Consider the following 21,322-nt stretch of genomic DNA (forward strand, 5'->3'; position numbering starts at 1 on the left):
AACAAATAAACATGTCAAGGTGGTTGTAAATGAAAAATACTATTTTTGTTTTGAATGATGAATCCCCCAAATACAAGCAAATATACGAGCAGTTTAAGTCTTTTATTGAGCGTGGCGACATACATCCTAATGACCCATTGCCATCCATTCGACAACTTGCAGAGTCCCTTCAAGTCAGCCGCAATACGACATTGATGGCATATGAGCAGCTTGTAGCGGAAGGCTATATCCGCGGAGAAGGGAGAAAAGGGTATTTTGTAAATGAATTAGAGCCGGTTTTATTTCAAGATACCTTCATCCCACCTGATAAAAAGCATAAAGAGGCGGTAACGCGTGACGAAATTGATTTCAGAGCAGGGGCCGTGGATCAAACCAATTTTCCCCTGAAAATTTGGAGAAGAATATCAAATCAAGTTTTAACATTACGGGAAAGTTTTCTATACGGGGAACCCTTTGGTGAAGTATGCTTGCGTGAGCAAATCGCCGCTTATTTATTCCAATCTCGTGGAGTGAAAACAGATCCAAATGCGATTATAATCGGCAGTAGTACCCAACAAATGTTAATTCATCTTGGACAAATCTTGAAGGATGATATTGCTGGAATTATTATAGAGGATCCGGGTTATGATGGAGCTATGGAAGCTTTTCGATTTCATCGTTTCACGATTGAGACTTTACCAGTTTATGAGACAGGGGCTAATTTTTCAAAATTAGAAAAATTGAGGTCAAGGTTAATCTATGTAACCCCCTCCCATCAAAGTCCACTAGGTGTAAGTATGTCTATCCAGCAAAGACAAATGCTTATTCATTGGGCTAATAACAAAAATGGATATATTATAGAAGACGATTATGATAGTGAATTTCGCTATACTCAACAACCATTTCCAGCACTTGCATCCATTGATTCAAAGAGAGTCATTTACCTAGGGAATTTCTCAAAGTCCTTTCTTCCAGGAATCCGCATAAGTTATATGGTATTGCCCCAGTTAGTATTAAATCTTTATAAAAATCAATTTCTTCATTTTGAGAGTACTACTTCACTCCTAAGCCAGCTTACAATGGCTAAATTTATGGAAGAGGGAGAATGGAATCGCCATATTAAACGAATGCGGCTTGTGTATAAGCGAAAAATGCAGTGCTTAGTTTCAGAATTAAAAAAACACTTCAAACAAAGTATATCCATTATTGGGGAACAGTCTGGTTTGTACGTTTTAGTTAAGGTACATCTAAATCGTTCAGAAGAATGGTTAATCGAGCGTGCTTCCATTTATGGGGTTAAAGTGTATCCTACCTCCATCTATTTCATAAAAAACCATCCTGCAGAAGCAATTATTAAACTTGGATTCAGTAATCTTACCTGTGATGAAATTCAAGAAGGCGTGAAGCTTTTAAAAGAGGCGTGGGCATAAAAACACCCCTTCGTCGTTAGTTGAGTCTAACGATTGAGGGGTGTTCCAATTGAAAGATGTCTAATTTCAGCGTTCCTGTAACCAGGACTTTTTTATTTTTTCCCATAACAATTTACTTAAAAAAGTTGTTCCTATAGATAATCAATAATTTTTCTTGTGTCCCTTTTTTACAAATCCTCAGTCTTTTTCTATATTTTTTCTTACTTTTTGAAGAAGATTAATAATGGTTTCTACTTCTCTTTCGGAAAATCCCTCTAATGCAACGATGTTGGAATAATCTTGGCTCTCTTTATAAAAGGAAAAACATTTTTCCCTTTCTCTGTTCTAAAAGTTTGGAGAGTATTTACGGCCATCCTTTGTGGTTTGTATTCATTTCACACTGAATGAGCTCTACTGCTTCTTCAAACATCTCTCTATCATTTCTTTTTAGTCCTGCTAATAATAGTGTCACGTTATCAGCTATTAGGAAAAAAGAGAGCTTTTCGAACTTATCTTGAGCGTTTTCTTCCTCTCTCAATTCCATCACTTTTTTAGTAAATGTTTCTCCACACTCTTCTAACAAATATAAATATTCATAATCAGGGTCACCAATCTTCATGTCACCAAAATCGATAATTCCAGCTATTTCTTGCCTCTTTAGATCAAATAATAAATGGTCCATCGATAAATCAGCATGAATAAGCTTAGGTGAATATCTGAAATTGTTTTTATCTTCTAGGTATGTTTCGAATCGAAAAGCAATATATGTTTGCATATCATGATTGATTTTAGGAAAGGCTTTTTCCTTCACCTCGTTGAAAGTCTCTAAGTAATATTGATAGAAATTCGTTTCAGGTATATTTAAATTCTTCGCCTTTTCAACACAGAATGAACTGATCTGTTCCATAAACTCGGCGATTTGATGGGCGATTTTGCTCTTTGTTTCTGTTGGTAATGAGCAAAAAAGTTGTTCATCCATAGGCTCTCCTGGCAATAATCTGTAACCGACAAAGGGATAACCATTATCTTGTTTCCCACAATATATAAATTCCGGTATCTTTAGAAAAATATGTTTTTTTATGCTTGGTAACGCATTTATTTCTTTTTCTGTATCAATAGCTCCTTCTTTTTCCTTTGGAAATCGAAATACTATCTCATGATTGATCAGATAGGCACGACTCATCCAGCCCTCACCAAGTTGCATTATATGATTAATTTTCAAGTTCTTAAAATTAATCATAATCATTTTTTTAACCCACTCTAACTCAGCATACTCGATACTGTTATCCATCCTATTTTGTCTCCTTTACTAGTATGGGGACTTCTTAGTATGACCCTACATACCGAACAATTTTGTTTAAGTAAACGAGAAAATAAAAAACGGCCATACCCTTGTCGTATAAGGGTTTTTGAACAAGGAAATTCCAAACTAATTAATTTAGCAACATTACTAAAGCTTTTTCAATATCTTCCTCTAAGTTATTTTTCGATAAGTCATATAAAGTACCAGAACCTTTTAAATAACCTCCGAAGTAATACCATAAGCATATGGTCTCAGCATAAATGTCTTCATTTAACTTTTGCCCATCGTAATCGATTGCTATTTGAGAACGGTATTCTTTTACAAGACATTTCTCAGAAGTTGAATCTTCAATTTCATCCCCATCAATATCCCTACTAATCCATATACTAAGATTCGTTTTACCTTGGTTTTCGAATACTTTTGCGTATTTTCTTTGAAGAACCATAGTCAGTTCTTCTCCTAACTTCTCTAATTCAACTATATTCTTTGTTAACTCTTCGTTTATCGTACTTACTGGTATTAAAACATACCTATCATCAATATTATTTTGTTCATCATATTTAAATAACTTTTTATATTTATCGAACAAGCTTTTCCCACCCATCTTAAGTAAGAGGTATATCAGTTTTGGACTTTTTTCTTTAACTAAAGCACCCGTTAGTTAAACAAGCACCTTCTCTTCTATTACAAATTATGTTCGTAGAGTGCCTTACTCCTATTTAAATAATTTCAACTGAAAATACAATCAAATTGTGTATAATAGTAATTGAATGAAAATTCCGATAAAAGTAAAGGGGGAAATTTATGAATATTTTAAGCGGAACTTTATCCTTATCAATATCTTTTATTTTATATATCTATTTGTACGGTCTAAAAGCTGATTACTCAGTTAAATACAATTCAGGCTTTTTCTTTTTCCCAACAATATTGTTAGCGATTGCACTAGGCTGTTTTGGATATGAATATTTTCAATACTACAAACGAAAATTTAGTTAATTAAATTTAAAGTATCTACTTTACCTAGATAAAAAATTGTTATTCGATGAAGCAATCATAAGAGTTCAATTCTCTTTTATTGTTTCGTTTTTTGTGTCAAATACGGCATAAAAACTCTCCTACTCTTATTCAACTAAACTGCCGCGTTAGTCGAATAAGAAAAACGACCCTACATGGCGAAGGGACGTATAATAAACATTTACTTTTCTGCTGAGATTATTAAGAACATAGGTCTACGGAGTTCATCTTTCATTTCAGGAATACTCTTTAACATTTCTTCAGAAGGAATTGGTTCCTTGACTATCCTTACAATAAAACCAGCATTAATTATGTCATTGATATAAGTTGAAAATGTATGATGATATTTTATAACGTTTTCAGTTAGGAATGTTGTTTCACGCAATCCTTCCGATTGGTAATTGTCAACTGCCCAATGCAGACGATTCCCTTTGTCATCATAATACCAATCTTGTTCGTTCCGAGAAGTGAAAATTGGATGTTCAACTGAAAAAACAAAAGAACCTCCAGGCTTAAGGCAATTATAGACCTTTTTACAGATTGCTTCAAACGACTTAATATAGTGAAAAGCCAATGAACTGATGACAACATCAAATTGAGAGTCTGAAAAATTAATGTCTTCAATCGACATTATAATATATGTAATTAAAGAATCATTCGTCATTTCACGAGCTTTTTGAAGCATTTTTTCAGATATATCTACTCCAATAACAGACCTTGCTTGCTGTTCACGAGCATAACGGCAATGCCAACCGAAACCGCATCCCAAATCAAGTACACTTTTATTTACTAGTTCTGGTAATAGTTCTTTTAATACGTGCCATTCTCCCGCACCTTCAAGTCCTTTGACTGAACGTGGCATTTTTTCATATGCAGAAAAGAAATTCACATCATCATATTTGTTTTGCTTCATAATTTATTCAACTCCTAAATATTAATATAGCCTCCTAAAACAATTCGTCGTTAATTTCCAATCACTCCACTGAATACCATAAGGAAATTTAGAAGGATATGCCAGATGATGGCCGGAATGATGCTATTTGATTTGATAGTTACAACAGCATAAAAGAATCCACCAAATGCAAAGCCGATGCAGATAGGCCATGGAAAACCAAGTGAGTAATGCTGCAATCCAAATCCCAAACTGGTGATTATAACAGCCCATTTCTCACCTAACTGCTCTGTAAACCTGCTCAGCAGTACCCCACGCCATACCAGTTCTTCAAGGATTGCATTGGAGAATGAGAAAATAATGGCAACCCAAAAAACTTCCATGATAAAATTCCATCCATTCATGATAATGAACGGCAACATGACAGCAATGTTAATCAGGAAGGCAATTGGAAGGAAAACTTTTATCTTAACATGATGGAATCCGGTCCAGATAAATGGGAATATAATAATTCCGTTCCAATCTGGCCTCTTTAGATAGTTTATAAATGGAACCTTTATATATAAGGAATAAGTGAATAATGGAATTAGGATAAAAACCAAGGAAAGCCGATTGAGGAAGATATCCATTTCCGATGTTTCTACGCCTGGCACCGCAAAATCCTTGGCGAATAAATAGATGATAAAACCAAGTCCGAAAAGTATGGTCGTCACAATAAACAGCTTGCCCGACTTTTCCACTATAAAATATATAAAGAGTACAATGGTTGCCCAAACGATCAATAACGTGTAATTCCCTGTTTGAAGTAAAACCAACAGTACTGCAAATAGGAATAAAAAGACGATGTTCTTCATTATGTCTTTGCTAATAATCTCACCCCCATTCCGATTTTTCCTACATTCGGAATTCCATATATACTAACTAGTTCGACACTCTTCTAAAAAACTCCTATTTATTCAACTCATTAGCAGGACATTAAAAAGAAAAACAAGCTTCCTATTCAGCTCAATAATCTTTACTAAAACACGCAAAGTTGAATCAGCACCTTTTATTTTATTACACATTATGATCGTACTGTGTACAATCTTCTAACTAAAATCTCAATCTTCCCTCCTGCATGATATAATTTTATAGGTTCCATACATATAGAATGGAAGATTAGATGTCCAAAAATTTTAATGTATACATACGACCGCTTATCCTCTCAGATGCTGTCGAATTACTAAGTTTAGAAAAGAGAAATCGAGCTTTTTTTGAAAACTATTCTATAACTCATCCAGAAAATTACTGGACTTTAGAAACTCACAAAGAATTAATTGAAAAATGGGAACAAAATACAAAAAAAGAAACTGAATATCGGTTCGGAATTTTTAAAATTAACGCTGATATTCTTATAGGTACTATCGGTTTATTTCAAGTTCTCCGTGGACCTCGTGAAAGTGCGCTTTTGGGCTATTCCTTAGACCAAGAACATAATGGCAAAGGTTATACTACCGAAGCTGCCAATTTAGTTGTTAATTATGCTTTCGAAATTCTAAACTTACATCGAATTGAAGCTGGAGTGATGCCAGATAACATAGGTTCCATTCGAGTATTAGAAAAAGCTGGTTTCCATAAAGAAGGAATAGCTAAGAAAAACGTTAAAATTAATGGGGCTTGGGAAGATCATCAGATGTTAGCTATAATAAATCCGAATGACTAACCTTGTAATTCATACTAATTATTAGACAATCTCTATCTCCACTCATTTAAATTATGAGTGGAGATAGAGATTGTTCATGACGTATTTTATGTTAAATGCGATATAAAAACTCCGATTCTCTTCTTCAACTAACCTGCTGCGTTTGTTTAAATGTAACATTTCACAATGGATCGCCTAAATCTACTTGATGTTTTGAAAGTAAAAATAGACCATCAAAAATGGTCTATTTTTACTAAAGCACCGTTGAACGCTAAATGCATAGGTACACCTAAATTCATTTGTGTAATTCCATTTTAAGCTGATCATTTGGATGGCTTACCACCTGAGAAATCATGTTAGTCGTGCCATAGTACCAACTTTTTATAAAATTGCTTCTAAATAAAATAAAGCAGAGAAGTAACTTAGTATACTTATCTGCTTTACAGTCTTTACCCTAATAACTTTTGATATTCTGGATTCTTATCAAACTCAGCTTTTGCAAAAGGACATAGCGGAGTCACATGTAATTTTTCTTTTTTTGCATATTCAACAGCTGCTTTTACTAATTGTTGTCCTACATTCTGTCCTCTTAAATGCTCTGCTACGTGCGTATGATCTAATATAATTCGAGTTTCCCCTGCACGAACAAAATGTACTTCTGCTTCGCTATTTTTCTCATCACCAATATAAAATGACTGACTACCTTGTTTAATTTGCAGCAACCTTATTCCCTCCTTACATATTATATTTTAATGCACCGCTTGGACATCTATTAATTACTTCGGCTACTTTTTTAGCATCTACTTTATCAAGAGAAATCCACGGCCTAGCTTTTACATTAAAAACTTCTGGTAATCCTTTAACACATTCAGCAGCGTGTTTACAAATTTCTCCATCGAAATAAACTGTAATATTTTCTCCTTTGTACTCCCGGTAGCTCATTTTTATCACACCTCATTTTTTCTTCATTTTATAGTAAACTACCAATCAAATCAATTTAAGATAATATGAAATTACGTTCAAATAAAGTTTACTGATTTCATTAAAAAGTTGTTAACTTAGCATAGATAACAAAAAATACAACTAATTCTCCCATAATAATAATATTAGGTACTGTAATGATTAAATTAATAAGGAGAAATCCAACTAAAATACCTAAAAATAACCCTAAATGATATACTTTTAATCGTTGTTTCTTATGTCTATATTGATGAAAAACAAATGAAGTTGATAAAAAGTAGAGTAATACCGATCCAAAAACGAAAAATAAAATAAAATAATAATTAACCTCATGCACAAACAGTAATCTGATCGACGCTGCAATCATGCTTAAAGACATTAAAATGAATAAATGACCATAAATAATCATTTGACCCGCTGTTTTTTTAGATTTATCGACTTTCTTTTCTAAATTATCGAAGTACTGCCACCACATTGATATGATTAAAACAAACGCAACTATAGTAAATAAAATGGAATTCCAATCTCCTTGTTTCGGTTGGATTACAGCAAGCGTACTAACTAGAGTTTCACCGAAGAGAATGATAGTAAATAAACCAAATCGCTCTAATAAATGAGCTGTATTTGTAGGCACCTTCACTAATCGCTTCCGTCCAATAATTGGAATTAATATATCCACAAAGATACCTGTATACAATATAAGATACCTAATCCATGAGTCAAAAAAGACGGAGCACAATGAAATAATAATGCCAACCCAAAAGTATTTTCCAAAAAAGAGTGCTGCTTTCTTTCTAGTCCCTACTTCTGTCCGTTGTACAACAAGATATTGAATTGCAATTAATGCCCTTAGTCCAATATAACCTATTAGAAAGGATTTATAATACGAATCAAAATCTACCGACAAACTCGCAATCATTACTAGCGCAAAGAACATTTGTAGAATTAAAAATATACGGTGATGAAATAAATCTTCCCCGAATCGATTGATAAACATTGTTTGTCCTACCCAAGCCCACCAAATGGGTATAAAAATCAATACAAACTTTAATAGATAGTCTGAATGGATATATCCATTTTCAACATGAAGCAAAACATGAGTTACAGTAGCAATAGCTGCTACAATTAGCAAATCATAAAATAGCTCTAACCAAGTGACCTTTTTTTCTTCCATTTTGCGCCAATTCCTCCACTATCTTAATTGGTAATTATTTTATGTTCAAAATAAGAAGTACCACTTTGACTGCATCGAACAGGTCTGTATGCTGGCCAAAGAGATATAAATATTTTATTCCAGTTAAATTGTGATTTACATTTCACACAGTTTTGTAACCCCATATAGATCCCCTCCCTTATTTAAATTTACTATAAAACTCAAGATACTTATTGTACTATACTGCGCCTTAATTTAAGTGTAACATTTCACAATGGATTTCTGAGATTCGCTTAATATATTAGATAAAAAATAGACCATCAAAATGATGGTCTTGTTCAACTAAAGCATCCGTTAGTTTAAGTGCATTCTTTCACAATGTGTTTCTCATGCTTTTTTCTATTATCACTTGTTTTACTTTTCTCCAATCATCATCTGTAATTGAGTATATTACTGCATTTCTAATATATCCGTTTTCAAGAATTCTTTCTTTTCTTAAGATACCTTCTTTAATAGCTCCTAAACGTTCGATTGCTTTTTGAGAACGGACATTTCTCTCATCTGTTTTAAATTGTACTCTTATCATCTTTAATTCCTCAAAACAATATTTTAGTAGTAGATACTTACACTCTGAATTGGCAAAAGTCCCTAAAAAGTTTCTTGCATACCAAGTTGCACCTATTTCACATGACTTCTGACTTATGTTAATTTCGTAAATACTTGTTGTTCCAATAATTTCATTAGTTTCTTTTAAAACAACAACAAACGGTAATGCCTTCATTTGATTGCGAAGTTGAATTTTTTTGGACACATGTTTTTCCATTTCAGTTACCGATTTAATTTCACCAAACATATATGTCCAAACTTCAGGGTAGCTAATAGAAAATAAATATCTTGCATTCTCTTGTTGTAAAGGTCTGAGTATGATGCTTTCACTCTCTAAGACAGGTGGTTCTATAAACAATAACTGACTCAAATAGGTTCTCTCCTTAATTAAAACAATTTTTCACTAAAATATTCTCTTAATACATCTATTTCAACAAAGATTATAACGATTCCTTCCTCAACTAAACTGCCCCGTCAGTTAAACAAGCGCCTTCTCTTCTATTACACATTTTTATCATAGTGTACAGTAAAAGAAACAGTTTACTTAATTATTGTTCACGAAAAATAAAGTTGTACCGTTTTGTAAAAGTTAAACTGTTTGTAAAAAAGATAAACATAATATGCTCAAGGGGAAAGTATAATTGAATTAAGATTCATAGAAATAAAACTACAAATACTAGGAGGATTTTTATGTTCCAAAGCTTAGACCATTTTTTGAAATCTTGGGAGTTCGAAGCTAGTTCTACACAGAAACTACTAAATATTCTAACTGATGAATCACTTAAACAGGAAATAACTTCACAAAATTGGAGTTTAGGACGTATTGCTTGGCATACCGTTACAGCTATTCATATTATTACTTCCAATACAAACTTAACGTTCGAAGCACCAACTAACGATTTTCCCGTTCCTACTTCGGCTCAATTTATAGCAGAAAACTATTACCAATCCAGTAATGCATTTGTAAAAGCATTAAAAACTCAATGGACTGACCATACATTGAAAGAACGAATTGAATTTATAGGTCAACAAATGCCAAATGGTTCACTATTATTGTTTTTGATTCAACATCAAAACCACCATCGAGGACAAATGACTGTTCTTATGCGACAGGCAGGATTAACTGTTCCAGGCATTTATGGTCCGTCAAAAGAGGAATGGGCAAAGTTTGGTATGAATGCCCCGCAGTAATAGTAAACGGATCCGTTTTAGTAGTCTGTAATTCTATTAATTCATTATGTAGTTGCTTCTTTGAGACGGAACTATGAAGTATAAATCTCAATTCAATTGTTGATAATGCCTATACACTGAACCGAAAGCAGTCTGGGAAGCACTATTGACTATACACCAGTCTAGGTTCTGTATTCTTCGCAACATGGTCGTACAGTCTAGCAACGATCTTTGGCATGATATAGATTCCTTTTTTATCTAATTCTATTTCGCCTATACCCCAACCCAAGAGGTCAGGACTTTCTACCAATCGGAAAGTCTTTATTATTTTTGAGAGGGTTTATTATTTAAATATTTACCTTGATAATGGTGATATATCCAATTGCCACAAAATTGTTTATCTTAAATGCAATTTCAAAAATGTATTTCACTTTATGGTCGCACTGTGCAGTAAGGTTTGACGAACAGATGATTCATTTGTTACAATCTCCCTATTAAATAGGAAAAGGATGAGGACGATGGTTCGTCGTTTGAAACGGTTTAAGAATGTTGCTACGGCATTAAGCTTCTAAGTAAAAAAATAATTTATACTACTTAGAAGCGAGGGAAAAAAATGAAACAACATCGATTTAACCACTGGTCTGAAATTAAGTATTTAAAAGATATTGTCACCAACCCAATGATTGAAGTAGGAGAATACTCCTACTACTCTGGTTATTACGATAATCATGATTTTGAAGATGGGTGCGTTAGATACTTATGGGGAGATGAAAAATCTAGAAAGTTATTTAACCCAATCGAAGACAATGGTTGGCATTTAGATAAGTTGATTATAGGAAATTACGTATGCATTGCAAGTGGTGTAATTATATTAATGGGTGGAAATCACAATCATCATTCTGAATGGATTACCGTCTATCCTTTTATGGAGCAAATTGAAACTTCTTACGAACCAAAAGGGGATACAATAATCGAAAATGATGCCTGGATTGGTATGAATGCAATGATTATGCCCGGTGTGACAATAGGTGAAGGTGCAATTGTTGCGGCTGGATCAGTTGTTTCGAAAGATGTCCCACCATATACGATAGTAGGAGGCAACCCTGCTAAAGAGATAAAGAAACGATTTACAGACAAAGAAATCGAAAAGTTGAAAGAAATGCGTTGGTTCGATTGGGAACGTGAGAAAATTGAACGAGCTAGTCATATCTTGTCCAGTTCATCTATTAACCATTTATACGACTTTTATCAAAGGGAAATTAAACAATAACGGATTAATTTTAAATCATCACATTGAAATAAATAAGAATAAGTTTAATCATAGTCTCTTCTTAATAGCTAATTAAGAAGAGACTATTTTTAAAGTAAAAACTCAACTCTATACAGTGCTACTCCATTAATAATCCCAGAGGACATTAATGCTGCCTGTGCATAATCCTCAGGGACTAACATGACTGCATATAATGTTGCAACTACTGAACCTCTTTCATTAGATAATGTAAATTCTGACAAGATAGATCGAAGAATGTTCTACACTTTCTTCAACTAACCTGCTGCGTTAGTTCATAATCACTCCGTATATTAAAGCTGTAAAAATTTATGTGCGAAAACTATATTAAAAAGCCTTATCGATATATTAGAATTAGAAACAGCTTTAAATCTACCTACAAAACGTCTGTTATAGTTCCTATGTTTATATAATATCCGATATCTAGTTTTTCAATTTCTACTACTTCACCTTCGTATAGCTACATAGATCATATTTTTAGGAATTACTAAACGCCTTGACTCATCTCCTAAATGTGAAAGTATACAAAAAATCATCATTTTTGTTAAAAACTTTTTTATTATTACAACTTAACAAAAAAATGATATATAAAAGTGACCATCTCATTTGGGAGAAGGTCACTTTTTTCGATTAGATTCAAATTTTTTTTGATATACGTAATCGAATCGTACTGTTTTATTCATCTTAAACACGTGTCTCCTTATTTGTTAAAAAGTGAACTCCGTGTATGGCCTATTAATGTGTTTACTTTTTATTTTGTTTTTTCTTAATTGTCTCTTTGTCAGCACGATTAAATTCTTTTTGATATAAAACTTCTTGCATTGAAGACAACCCATTATCCTTCATTGTGAACTGCTCATGTGGTTGCTTACGGTTTTTCATCGTGAACACTCCTTTCGTATTTAATCTTTTTAGTTTTACCTTTGTAACCAATGATATTCGATTGAAAAGAAATTAAATTTGTTAAAATTTTATTATGATTACTTGTGCTATCCATTGAATCGTGGTTGTTCCTTTAGTAAGTGTAATTCTTATCTTGTCATTAAAAAATACATAACAAGGACTATTAAGCACAACATACACTTATTCAACAATCGAGCCCTTTCGATAATATCTTCTATTTAGCAAATACAGTTTATTTGATTTATAACAAAGAATTTGTTAGCGGAATAAATGACCAAGCGAACCCCTCGTTAATGCGAAGGGTGTTTCAAATAGGAAAGAAAACCAAAAAGATGTTCCAGTCTGATCCCATAAACCAGGTGTAAAATAAAGTTCTTTCGGATTAATGAGCACCTTAGGGTCAATGATATCTGTCAAATAAAATACGATTAACAGTGGTATATAACTTATCGCCAATTCAAAAACGTATTCGCATACCTTTTATATCTAGTAGCTTTTGAATTAGTTGCCGTTCTCAGTGCTTCAAATTGTTCTTTTATTCTAGGCAAGAACTCTCGCTCTTTTTCGCTCTATCACCTAGCGGAAAATCATCCTTATTTTTTCCCATATTTCAAAGACAAAAAATTATTGATTCCAATTTTTTTCGCTACCTTTTGCGGAATAGCCTTCCGTTTATACTCCTCAAAACCCATTTTTTTATATAAATTCATTGCTGGAGTATTCGTATCCGCAACTTCTTCAATAACGTAATTGTTGTACGTTGTATTTTCGAGGATATGCTGGATTATTTGAGATGCTACGCCCTGTCCTCTGAATTCAGGAGCTGTTCCAACAAATTCAATCGAGCCTGTATTGGGAGGGGAATTTTCAAAAGGGACTTCAAATTCCTTTTTTAAAAAGATCCCGGCCATGCTTCCCTTGAAGAAGCCTAAGTGCTTTCTCAGCTCTTTTTTATTTAATCTTACCGATGATGTTTTCCCGTCCGTACATGCCGTCACTCCTGCAACTTTATCATTTACTATGGCTATATAAAATTGATCTAATACAAACATGTGGGAAAAAGCCTTTGCAATGATGTTTTTATCTTTGGAAAAAAAAACAAGCCATTGACTGGAGCCTTCCGCAAAAATTTCAGACATTTGCGTCCTTATATCTAAATCAACTTCATCGGCTTTTACAATTAGAAACTTATTACCTCCAGATTTCATATTGCATTTTCCTTTCATTTTTAATGAATTTATTTTCAATATAAATTCATACGACACATCGTCAAATTATATTCAACAATCTGGCCCTTTAATTAAATAATACAGCTGGAATTTAAGGGGCAAAGAAAAAACCTATATTAATACAGGGTTTTATCAAACTTTGTTTTGAACTGTGATAGTTTCTCCTTTGTTAGAACATCCTGTAATCGTTACAAAGCTAATGTAAACAAAACATAAAGTAACCTTTGTACCATCATATTATCCCTCTTTATTATTTTAACGTTAATTCTCTATTAAGTTTCTTTTTCCACTAAACTGCCCCGTTAGTTCAATAAGAAAAAAGAGTTGCCTAAGCAACCCTATGATTCTACTAAAGCACGCATTACTTTAAGTGTAATTCTTCACAATCTTCCATTTCTAATTAATCTTATTCGATAATAGATTCTCAAAATTGTGAGTACCAATCCAATCATGAAAATAATCGCCAATAAGAACATCGCAGCTGGCCAAAGACCGAATGCATCTAATGTGGTGGAACTGTTATTTTTTAATGTTGGAAGAATAAATAATAACCATCCTATACCAACGACAGGTATCAATTGCGGTATTAAACGTAGAAAGAACCTCCAAGCTGGATACTGGTTACGTTTATCCGTCCATTTTTTACTTCTTCGTATACCTCTGATTCCTAATATCAAGTAAATCAATGTGATAGCACCAAGTGATAAATCGATCATTTTAGGAATTGAAGATTTTATTTCAGGTTCTTTTCCTTCTGTCAATTGAATAACTCCAGAACTGATCTCATATGCATGTTCGAATGTAGTGGTGAAACTATTCAGTAAAACGGCAACCGAATAGCCGCTACTTGGAACGATATCTTGCTGGGATTGAAAAGTAGAGATTGAACCGCTATGAGAAATACGAGCCGGCTTAATATTGGAAGAGCTTAAAGACCAACCAAGTCCATATTTTTCAGCCTCAGATTGTGGTGAATAGGACTCTTTTAGTAACTCTTGTGATAGTAATTGTTCTCCTTTTTCATTTTTCCCGTCGTTCGTATGCATAGCTAACCATTTCCCCATATCACTAGCAGTCGTAAAAATACTCCCTGAACCACTGAACATTTTTTCAAGCTCCGTCCATGGCATTGCCGTACCATATAACGTGACATATCCTCTAGGTATATCTAAATATTTTGTAATATCCCCAGAGTTAACTACTGAGAGGGAATCATTCATTCCGAGCGGTGAGAACACATTTTGTGTTAGGTAGTCATTAAACTCCATCCCACTAATTTCTTCTACTAAATAAGCTAATGTCCAGTAGTTTGCATTACTATATAAATACTTTTCTCCAGGGTTGGATTGTAGTTTCCAATCATGAAGACGTCCTACACCTTCTTTTAAGGTATTCGCTGGTGCTACAATGGTAGGATTCGGTAGACCAGATGTATGACTCAACAAGTGACGTACTGTCACCTGTTCCCACCTTTTATCATTTAGTTTTAATTCAGGAAGATAATTTACTATAGAATGATCCAATTTAATTTTTCCTTTATCAACCAATTGTAAAACTGCAAATGCAGTAAATGGCTTCGAACCAGAAGCAATACCAATAATAGACTTCGCTGTCAGTGGATCTCCGTCAGAATCATGCCCAAAACCTTTTTCATATAATGTCTTCCCATCCTTTATGACTACAATAGCTGCACCAGGCAATCCGTTTTTCACCATATAATTCGTAACATACTCGTCAACTTTCGCTGTATCGAACATTTCATCAGCCTGTGCTGGTAAAGGAACAAACAATAGAGGAATCGAAATAATTAACATCAATAAAATAATTACACTTTTGTTTTTAGACACATTATTTACCCCTTTCTTCATTAATTTTTTATTACGCTACTGTCTTCCATTCGCAAATGATCGACAATTCGCCCTCATTTAAGAAGATGATGGAGAAAATGACACAGGAATTGAAAACGAAGCAAACGATGAGGAAGAGAAAATAGAGGAAGATGATGTAAAAGATGAGGATGAAGAAATGCAGGATGAGGGTTCAATAAACGATTCAGCGGATGATGCAAACGATTAAACGAAAGCACTTTTCACTGTACAACTTTACTAGTTTTTATTGAACTAACCTGCTTACTTTAGTTCAATAAGAAAAAAGGCTTTTCTCCTTCTTGAAGTAAAGCACCCATTAGTTTAAATGCATTTCTTCACAAGCAAAAATGCTGCCTTATATAGTAGTACTCCGTTTGATAAAAAGGTTGGACGAAAAAGGTTAAATCAGTTTATACATAAGTATATCATCAACATATAAGTCATCGCTAAACTTAACTTCTTTAATTTTACGTCCTTCTTCAACAAATCCCATACTTTTGTACAATTCGATAGCTCGTTGATTTGTTGATAATACACCTAAACTAACTTTCTCTATTAAAATGTTATGTTCCGCCCAGTTTAAAAGTTCTTTAATAAGCAGTTTACCAATGCCTTGATTGCGGTACTCTTTTTTCACCATTGTCGTAAAAGAACCAGTGTGAGAAAGCCTTTTAGTACTTTTTGAGAGAAAAACGATCAAACCAACAATCTGCCCTTTGCTTTCCGCCACAATTAGCTTTTCTCTTTCATTCTCTAAGATTTTCTCAATCCAGTTTCTTATTTGCTGCGATGTTTCTTCATACTCTTCTATTACCGAAATCATAAACTCACTTTCTGAAAGAACTTCCTTTTGAAGTTCTAACACAGCTTCTGCATCATTTATGTTTCCTTTTCTTAGGGATACTTGGTTATTTCTCTTCGTCATCTTTATTCCTCCTAACCTTTGAATATCTTATAATAATTCTACAAATTGAAGTAAACCCCTTCTAACCTAAACTACTTCGTTAGTTCAATATGAAAAAAGTGTTGCTTAAGCAACCCATGTTCTTTAACTAAAGCCTCCACTAATTTAAGAAGAAATTACTTTTCCAGAGTTTGAAAATTTAAAGATTCCTATTATCCCATACTAAAAGTCCAAGTAATTCCAGCAACCTCTATTTGAAATGAATTTTCTTCAAATTCCATTACGTGTTCATAATCAAAGGCTTTGTTAAGTAGTATTGTTGTTTTTCAGGTATAAAATATGGGAACGTCCTATTTTGACGTTCCCGATCTTATTCCATTAAAGATCCCTATAATGGAATAACTGTAAATCTAAGGTAGCTTTTTTAGAAACTGCGTTTCCGTGGCCAAGCTCCTTGCATTTTACTTAGGAATACAATTTGCCCAATATGATATGCGTCGTGTAATGCTAAACTCTTCAGTTCAAGCACTAATGAATTATCTTCTCCTGGGATCTGTCTATACAAATCTTCATGTTCTGATTTTGCTAGTACTTTTCCAAGTTCACGATGAACATGAAAGTATTCTTGTTTTGTTTCCTTCCAATTTTCTATCGTCTCAGTTGGTAATCGAAATGTAGATTGATTATTTTCTGCTTGTGGTTCATTCGCTGTTTCACCAAGAAATCGCATCAGAAATCTCTTTTCATAGAAAAGTAAATGACAAACTAATTCCCAAATGGAATTCATTGCCCCATCAGCTGGTTTCCAAATTGCCTGTTCAAAAGTAATATCCTCTAGCACTTTTTCAAGTGGTGGAAACCAGTCTTCTTCATCTAAGCAGCTTGCCCATTGTTGTAACAAAAGTGTCTTTACATCCATTTTCTATTCCCTCCTATTTAATATCTCCCTTTATATATACTAATTCGATCTACTTAAGTAAACTCCTTCTTAAACTAAACTGCTTCGTTAGATCAATAAGAAAAAGATACCCTTACAGGCAGCTACTTGTTTAACTAAAGCACCCGTTTTTTTGAACAAGTAACTTCTCTTATTTACACATTATGCTGGATATGATACCTAACAGATAAAAACAATCTTTCCCATTTGTGCTAAAATCCTCTAAAGTGCGAATAAAATAATAATAATAATATTGTACAATTGTTATTTTANACAATTGTTATTTTACCTATTATATAAGGAGGTAGATTAATGAATAAAGAAAAACTAACTGTTTGGGAACCTATCAAAACAAAGGATAATCAGTTTAGCAGATTATATAATGAACTAGTTTTTTTTGAAATGCACTATCAAAAAGATTTTGTACTTGTTTTTGAAGATACAGACCATTCAAAGAAATATATTTTTACTTACGATTACAATAAATCCCAAAAATATGCAATCATCACTTTTCGTTTATTTGATGAAATGACAAGACCAGATATTGAAGAACTAATATCAAAAGTAGGTAAAGAAAGAGAAGAAGAAGGACTAAGTAAACTCACTTATGAACCTAATTTTTATAAAGTGGAAAACTCTAGTTTTTTATCTTGGTATGACAATATTTTTCCCGCTAGAGCTAGTCTACAACCCAAAGCTGAACATCATTTATATATTACTTCAGACTATATAATTGATGTGCTGAGTGAGTACGACCCAACAGTCGCAGTAGAATTTCAATAATAGTGAGAATTAAATTTTTCTCACTATCCCCCTTATTTTCTTCAACTAAATTGCTGCGTTAGTTTAAGTGTAACATTTCACAATTGATCTCCGAAGTCTTCTTGATGTATTGGAAATAAAAATAGACCATCGAAATGATGGCCTTGTTTAACTAAAGCACCAGTTAGTTGAAGAATGTTATTTCATTGACCTTGCAATTTCTAACGTTTGTTCTTTCGATAATCTGGAACTATTCATTTCTACAGAGGTACCATCTTGAACCCAATTAAGTAAGCCACCAGTGATGGTGTCTCCATTTTTATCAACTTCGCCACTTTCTTCCCACTCCTGAAAATAACCTTTGTTTCCACTTATATTAACTTTCTGACGATAAGGAAAATCGTCATCGGATAATCGAAATCCTTTTCTCAAATCAATAGCGTCCATCAACTTTGTGTCCTTGCTGTCCATATAATGTAGCATTATCCAAGGGGATGTTTTGGTATCTAATGTCCAATCACCAGGATTCCTTTTTGGAGTTAAAACGGTAAAGTCAACTTCTTTCTGTATTTCGGATATAGTTTTGCTATTGTGATTATACTTTATTTCTTTAGCCATAATTATTATTGGGTAACAATTTAGAAGGATTAGAACAATTACTAAACGTATCAATTTTCTACTTCAATTCTTTTCGAAACTTCAGGTATTAGTATTTCCTACTTTTCACTTTTTTTAAACAATCCTACTTTTTAGTTCAAAAAGATAAAAGGCTTTACTCCTTCTTGAAGTAAAGCACCCGTTAGTTGAAGAAGAAAGCTACGTCAATAACATTGTTCTTGATTTGGATCAAACGTTCTTGTCATCTTTCGGATAACGGATTACCGTTCGAAGTGTGTCCGCCGATAGGAAATTCTGTATTATTTATTCATTTACTGGTTTTCCGTCTAGGAGGAGCACAGCAAGCATTAACTTGAATGGTTTTTACTGATACATGCTCACCTTTTGACTGAAGCCATCTTTTCACTTTTGCATCTAACTCTACATGCATCAATATCACTCTCATTCACCTTATCTTTAGTTTAATAAGAAAAAAGGCTTAAAGTAAAGCACTCGTTAGTTGAAGTAAAAATTACTTAAACGGAAACTCATATCCTATATAGTTAAATACATTTCTGAATCCTATATTTTCTGCAAATGCAATAAATAGCTTGTTTGATTCCATACACTCCCAATACGGAACAATATTATTATCCAAACAATCTTTACAAAAGATAGAGCTATTTTTTGGGCTAACTTTTTTCCTGGATGCCCTTCTAAAGTGTGTTTCTGGTAATGTATGCAATGCTTTTCCAAGCAAAACATAATTTTCGATACTAAGCGTTATTTCATTTGTTTTCGTAGAGTACATATTTCCATCAACATCAATAAAATTGCCTATATCGAAATTGTGGATGAAATCATTAAAAGCCTGCTCCCCGTCGAATATAGCCTTACTGAAAAGGGGCAAACTCTCTGGCCTATTATTCAGGAAATGTGCCAATGGGGAGAACATAATAATTGAAAGATCCTTTGTCTCTATGCAAAAAAGGTATAATACCTCAGTACGAGGAATTATACCTTTTTTGCTGTTTTTTAATCTTATAGAAAAGTAAATCACTTTTTTATCGTGGAGCAGTCAATGGATTCTGTAGTTTGACCTCTTTTATGGATAGATGTACAGTATAATTCCCATATTCAAGAATTTTATCCAGAAAAGGATTCAATTGCTCTTGTGAGTTAACTTTTATTTTTAAATGATAACAGCCTTCTCCCGATACGCGGTGAACTTCCACTACCTCATTTCGTTCATTCATAAATCGTATAAACGAATCATGGTTTGCAGTTTTCATGTAAATAATGATAAACGCTGTATAAGTAAGTCCTAATTTCATTTCATCAACTATTAAAGAGTAAGCTTTAATGACACCACTTTCCTCCAGTTTTTTTATACGATTCCCTACTGCTTGTCCCGTCATATGAATTTGTTCACCTAAGTCTTTCCATTGAATACGTGAATTTTCGGATAGTAACCGAAGAATCTGAAAATCAATATTATCAAGTTCCATAATAAATTCCTTTCACCATGAATTTTTTTGAGATAAAAGTGTTTCGTCAACTTATCGATAAAAATCAATATACGATCTATGATTATAGTGTAACAAAATACTTTAAATGAGGTGGAGAATAATGAGCACAGCTCTAATTATTGTAGATATTCAAAATGACTATTTCCCAAATGGAAAGATGGAATTAAGCAACCCTGAAAAAGCGGCCGCTAATGCTGCGAAAGTGCTTGAATCGTTTAGAAAGAACAACAAAGATAACATTTTTCATGTTCAACATATCGCAGGTGATCCAGCATTAGGATTCTTCCTTCCGGATACTGAGGGGGCTGAAATACATGAAACTGTACAACCATTGGAAACCGAAAGCATTATCATCAAACATTTCCCTAACAGCTTTTTAAAGACAGAATTAGAAAGCAAATTAAGAGAAAATGGCGTAACTAAAGTAGTAGTTGTAGGTATGATGACACATATGTGTATTGATGCAACAGTCAGAGCGGCAGTGGATCTAGGCTTTGAGACGACACTTATTGAAGATGCATGTGCAACACGAGACTTGTCTTTTGAAGGTAAGGTCGTTCCAGCTGAACAAGTTCATTATGCGTTTGTCGGTGCGCTTAACGGTATGTATTGCGCTGTAGAATCGACCGAAGATTTCCTACAAAATAACTAACAAATCATAAAGAACATTTTAATGTAAAAGGCTGTCCAGATGCTTTTTTTTCTGGACAGTCTTTATTCATTACGCTTTATTTTGTTTTCGATATAAGCATTCCCATCTGATAAAAGATCCAAATAACCTGTTTTTGGTTCCATGACAAGACCATGTACAGGAATTGTTATACCACGTTCTTTCATATGCTCAATCATGCTATCCGGATCCACTGCGCTCATACCACAATCGTTGTGACCGACAATGAACACTTCCTCTGCTTTTAGCTCATATAGCGCAACGAGTATACTGCGCATAATACTACCAAATGGATGGTTTACTATTGCCCCAGAACTTTTCACAATTTTCACATCACCATTACATAGATTCATCGACTTTGGTAAAAGTTCGACAAGGCGTGAATCCATACAAGATAATACAACTAGCTTTTTATTCGGATATTTTGTTGTGATGTAGGGCTCATACCCTTAACCATTAAATTCTAAA

At 33.5% G+C, this 21,322-nt stretch carries 26 protein-coding genes and 3 pseudogenes; 8 read left to right on the forward strand and 21 right to left on the reverse strand.

Annotated features, from left to right (window positions below; translation table 11 throughout):
* The first annotated feature begins 29 nt into the window (after positions 1-29).
* On the forward strand, positions 30-1,409 hold the full coding sequence (locus tag AN959_RS09380; protein ID WP_056830173.1) for a PLP-dependent aminotransferase family protein: 1,380 nt from the start codon (positions 30-32) through the stop codon (positions 1,407-1,409).
* A gap of 177 nt (positions 1,410-1,586) precedes the next feature.
* Here the strand turns inward: AN959_RS09380 and AN959_RS20645 are convergent.
* The 3 genes and pseudogenes from AN959_RS20645 to AN959_RS09390 all read right to left on the reverse strand — a co-directional run.
* A pseudogene (locus tag AN959_RS20645) lies at positions 1,587-1,738 on the reverse strand (MarR family transcriptional regulator); the annotation flags it as partial.
* Positions 1,739-1,752: 14 nt separating this feature from the next.
* The gene (locus tag AN959_RS09385; RefSeq protein ID WP_056830175.1) at positions 1,753-2,679 is read right to left on the reverse strand and encodes a phosphotransferase family protein; all 927 of its coding nucleotides are present in this window, start codon (positions 2,677-2,679) and stop codon (positions 1,753-1,755) included.
* A 142-nt stretch (positions 2,680-2,821) separates the two neighbouring features.
* Positions 2,822-3,280: a hypothetical protein gene (locus AN959_RS09390; RefSeq protein WP_056830176.1), complete on the reverse strand. Its 459-nt coding sequence runs from the start codon at positions 3,278-3,280 to the stop codon at positions 2,822-2,824.
* A 215-nt stretch (positions 3,281-3,495) separates the two neighbouring features.
* On the opposite strand from AN959_RS09390, the gene AN959_RS09395 reads away from it, so the two are divergent.
* Complete coding sequence (locus AN959_RS09395; RefSeq protein ID WP_053589310.1) at positions 3,496-3,687, forward strand: hypothetical protein; 192 nt, start codon at positions 3,496-3,498, stop codon at positions 3,685-3,687.
* A gap of 199 nt (positions 3,688-3,886) precedes the next feature.
* On the opposite strand, the gene AN959_RS09400 is transcribed toward AN959_RS09395, so the two are convergent.
* Entirely contained in the window at positions 3,887-4,618 is a 732-nt protein-coding gene (locus AN959_RS09400) for a bifunctional 2-polyprenyl-6-hydroxyphenol methylase/3-demethylubiquinol 3-O-methyltransferase UbiG (protein ID WP_056830178.1), read from the reverse strand.
* Between the two features lie 50 nt (positions 4,619-4,668).
* Entirely contained in the window at positions 4,669-5,451 is a 783-nt protein-coding gene (locus AN959_RS09405; RefSeq protein WP_056830180.1) for a CPBP family intramembrane glutamic endopeptidase, read from the reverse strand.
* Positions 5,452-5,759: 308 nt separating this feature from the next.
* Between AN959_RS09405 and AN959_RS09410 the strand changes: the two genes are divergently transcribed.
* The gene (locus tag AN959_RS09410) at positions 5,760-6,299 is read left to right on the forward strand and encodes a GNAT family N-acetyltransferase (RefSeq protein ID WP_056830182.1); all 540 of its coding nucleotides are present in this window, start codon (positions 5,760-5,762) and stop codon (positions 6,297-6,299) included.
* Positions 6,300-6,727: 428 nt separating this feature from the next.
* Here AN959_RS09410 and AN959_RS09415 read toward each other — a convergent pair whose 3' ends face one another.
* The 5 genes from AN959_RS09415 to AN959_RS09430 form a co-directional block, all read right to left on the reverse strand.
* Positions 6,728-7,000 (reverse strand): GNAT family N-acetyltransferase, encoded by a 273-nt coding sequence (locus tag AN959_RS09415; protein ID WP_253278895.1) that lies wholly within the window; start codon positions 6,998-7,000, stop codon positions 6,728-6,730.
* A 13-nt stretch (positions 7,001-7,013) separates the two neighbouring features.
* Positions 7,014-7,220: a (4Fe-4S)-binding protein gene (locus tag AN959_RS09420; RefSeq protein WP_056830184.1), complete on the reverse strand. Its 207-nt coding sequence runs from the start codon at positions 7,218-7,220 to the stop codon at positions 7,014-7,016.
* Positions 7,221-7,320: 100 nt separating this feature from the next.
* Positions 7,321-8,412: a low temperature requirement protein A gene (locus AN959_RS09425; protein ID WP_056830186.1), complete on the reverse strand. Its 1,092-nt coding sequence runs from the start codon at positions 8,410-8,412 to the stop codon at positions 7,321-7,323.
* Positions 8,413-8,435: 23 nt separating this feature from the next.
* Positions 8,436-8,576, reverse strand: coding sequence for a hypothetical protein (locus AN959_RS21010; protein WP_156350752.1), 141 nt, complete (start codon positions 8,574-8,576; stop codon positions 8,436-8,438).
* A gap of 188 nt (positions 8,577-8,764) precedes the next feature.
* Positions 8,765-9,367 (reverse strand): GNAT family N-acetyltransferase, encoded by a 603-nt coding sequence (locus tag AN959_RS09430; protein WP_056830188.1) that lies wholly within the window; start codon positions 9,365-9,367, stop codon positions 8,765-8,767.
* Between the two features lie 320 nt (positions 9,368-9,687).
* Here AN959_RS09430 and AN959_RS09435 point away from each other — a divergent pair, with 320 nt between their 5' ends.
* Both AN959_RS09435 and AN959_RS09440 read left to right on the forward strand, forming a co-directional pair.
* On the forward strand, positions 9,688-10,188 hold the full coding sequence (locus AN959_RS09435; protein WP_056830190.1) for a DinB family protein: 501 nt from the start codon (positions 9,688-9,690) through the stop codon (positions 10,186-10,188).
* 592 nt (positions 10,189-10,780) lie between these two features.
* Complete coding sequence (locus AN959_RS09440; RefSeq protein WP_056830192.1) at positions 10,781-11,437, forward strand: CatB-related O-acetyltransferase; 657 nt, start codon at positions 10,781-10,783, stop codon at positions 11,435-11,437.
* A 762-nt stretch (positions 11,438-12,199) separates the two neighbouring features.
* On the opposite strand, the gene AN959_RS21020 is transcribed toward AN959_RS09440, so the two are convergent.
* From AN959_RS21020 to AN959_RS09460, 6 genes and pseudogenes are all read right to left on the reverse strand, one after another.
* Positions 12,200-12,337 carry a YfhE family protein gene (locus AN959_RS21020; protein WP_156350754.1) on the reverse strand — a complete coding sequence of 46 codons (138 nt, stop codon included), beginning with the start codon at positions 12,335-12,337 and terminating at the stop codon, positions 12,200-12,202.
* A 283-nt stretch (positions 12,338-12,620) separates the two neighbouring features.
* A pseudogene (locus AN959_RS21680) lies at positions 12,621-12,858 on the reverse strand (hypothetical protein); the annotation flags it as partial.
* 93 nt (positions 12,859-12,951) lie between these two features.
* Complete coding sequence (locus tag AN959_RS09445) at positions 12,952-13,566, reverse strand: N-acetyltransferase (RefSeq protein WP_056830194.1); 615 nt, start codon at positions 13,564-13,566, stop codon at positions 12,952-12,954.
* Positions 13,567-13,967: 401 nt separating this feature from the next.
* Positions 13,968-15,434: a serine hydrolase gene (locus AN959_RS20650; protein ID WP_253278896.1), complete on the reverse strand. Its 1,467-nt coding sequence runs from the start codon at positions 15,432-15,434 to the stop codon at positions 13,968-13,970.
* A gap of 421 nt (positions 15,435-15,855) precedes the next feature.
* Entirely contained in the window at positions 15,856-16,380 is a 525-nt protein-coding gene (locus AN959_RS09455; protein ID WP_056830196.1) for a GNAT family N-acetyltransferase, read from the reverse strand.
* Positions 16,381-16,783: 403 nt separating this feature from the next.
* Positions 16,784-17,278, reverse strand: a complete 495-nt coding sequence (locus AN959_RS09460; RefSeq protein WP_056830198.1) for a DinB family protein — start codon at positions 17,276-17,278, stop codon at positions 16,784-16,786.
* A 330-nt stretch (positions 17,279-17,608) separates the two neighbouring features.
* Here AN959_RS09460 and AN959_RS09465 point away from each other — a divergent pair, with 330 nt between their 5' ends.
* Positions 17,609-18,079, forward strand: coding sequence for a hypothetical protein (locus AN959_RS09465; protein WP_056830199.1), 471 nt, complete (start codon positions 17,609-17,611; stop codon positions 18,077-18,079).
* A gap of 177 nt (positions 18,080-18,256) precedes the next feature.
* Here AN959_RS09465 and AN959_RS21685 read toward each other — a convergent pair whose 3' ends face one another.
* The 3 genes and pseudogenes from AN959_RS21685 to AN959_RS20660 form a co-directional block, all read right to left on the reverse strand.
* Positions 18,257-18,505: a DUF4367 domain-containing protein gene (locus AN959_RS21685; protein WP_253278897.1), complete on the reverse strand. Its 249-nt coding sequence runs from the start codon at positions 18,503-18,505 to the stop codon at positions 18,257-18,259.
* A gap of 478 nt (positions 18,506-18,983) precedes the next feature.
* Positions 18,984-19,115, reverse strand: a complete 132-nt coding sequence (locus tag AN959_RS21865) for a hypothetical protein (protein ID WP_256363918.1) — start codon at positions 19,113-19,115, stop codon at positions 18,984-18,986.
* A gap of 72 nt (positions 19,116-19,187) precedes the next feature.
* Positions 19,188-19,402: pseudogene (locus AN959_RS20660) on the reverse strand (GNAT family N-acetyltransferase); the annotation flags it as partial.
* On the opposite strand from AN959_RS20660, the gene AN959_RS22025 reads away from it, so the two are divergent.
* Complete coding sequence (locus AN959_RS22025) at positions 19,395-19,619, forward strand: winged helix-turn-helix transcriptional regulator (RefSeq protein WP_082460901.1); 225 nt, start codon at positions 19,395-19,397, stop codon at positions 19,617-19,619. The pseudogene AN959_RS20660 and the gene AN959_RS22025 sit on opposite strands and share 8 nt — an antisense overlap.
* A 100-nt stretch (positions 19,620-19,719) precedes the next feature.
* On the opposite strand, the gene AN959_RS09480 is transcribed toward AN959_RS22025, so the two are convergent.
* The gene (locus AN959_RS09480; protein ID WP_056830205.1) at positions 19,720-20,163 is read right to left on the reverse strand and encodes an Lrp/AsnC family transcriptional regulator; all 444 of its coding nucleotides are present in this window, start codon (positions 20,161-20,163) and stop codon (positions 19,720-19,722) included.
* A 121-nt stretch (positions 20,164-20,284) separates the two neighbouring features.
* On the opposite strand from AN959_RS09480, the gene AN959_RS09485 reads away from it, so the two are divergent.
* Positions 20,285-20,836, forward strand: coding sequence for a cysteine hydrolase family protein (locus tag AN959_RS09485; RefSeq protein ID WP_056830207.1), 552 nt, complete (start codon positions 20,285-20,287; stop codon positions 20,834-20,836).
* A gap of 62 nt (positions 20,837-20,898) precedes the next feature.
* Here AN959_RS09485 and AN959_RS09490 read toward each other — a convergent pair whose 3' ends face one another.
* A complete protein-coding gene (locus AN959_RS09490; protein WP_253278901.1) occupies positions 20,899-21,288 on the reverse strand; it encodes a carbonic anhydrase in 390 nt (129 codons plus the stop codon).
* Positions 21,289-21,322: the final 34 nt, after the last annotated feature.

Origin of the sequence: Psychrobacillus sp. FJAT-21963 (assembly GCF_001420585.1) — a bacterium.
Classification (GTDB): Bacteria; Bacillota; Bacilli; order Bacillales_A; family Planococcaceae; genus Psychrobacillus.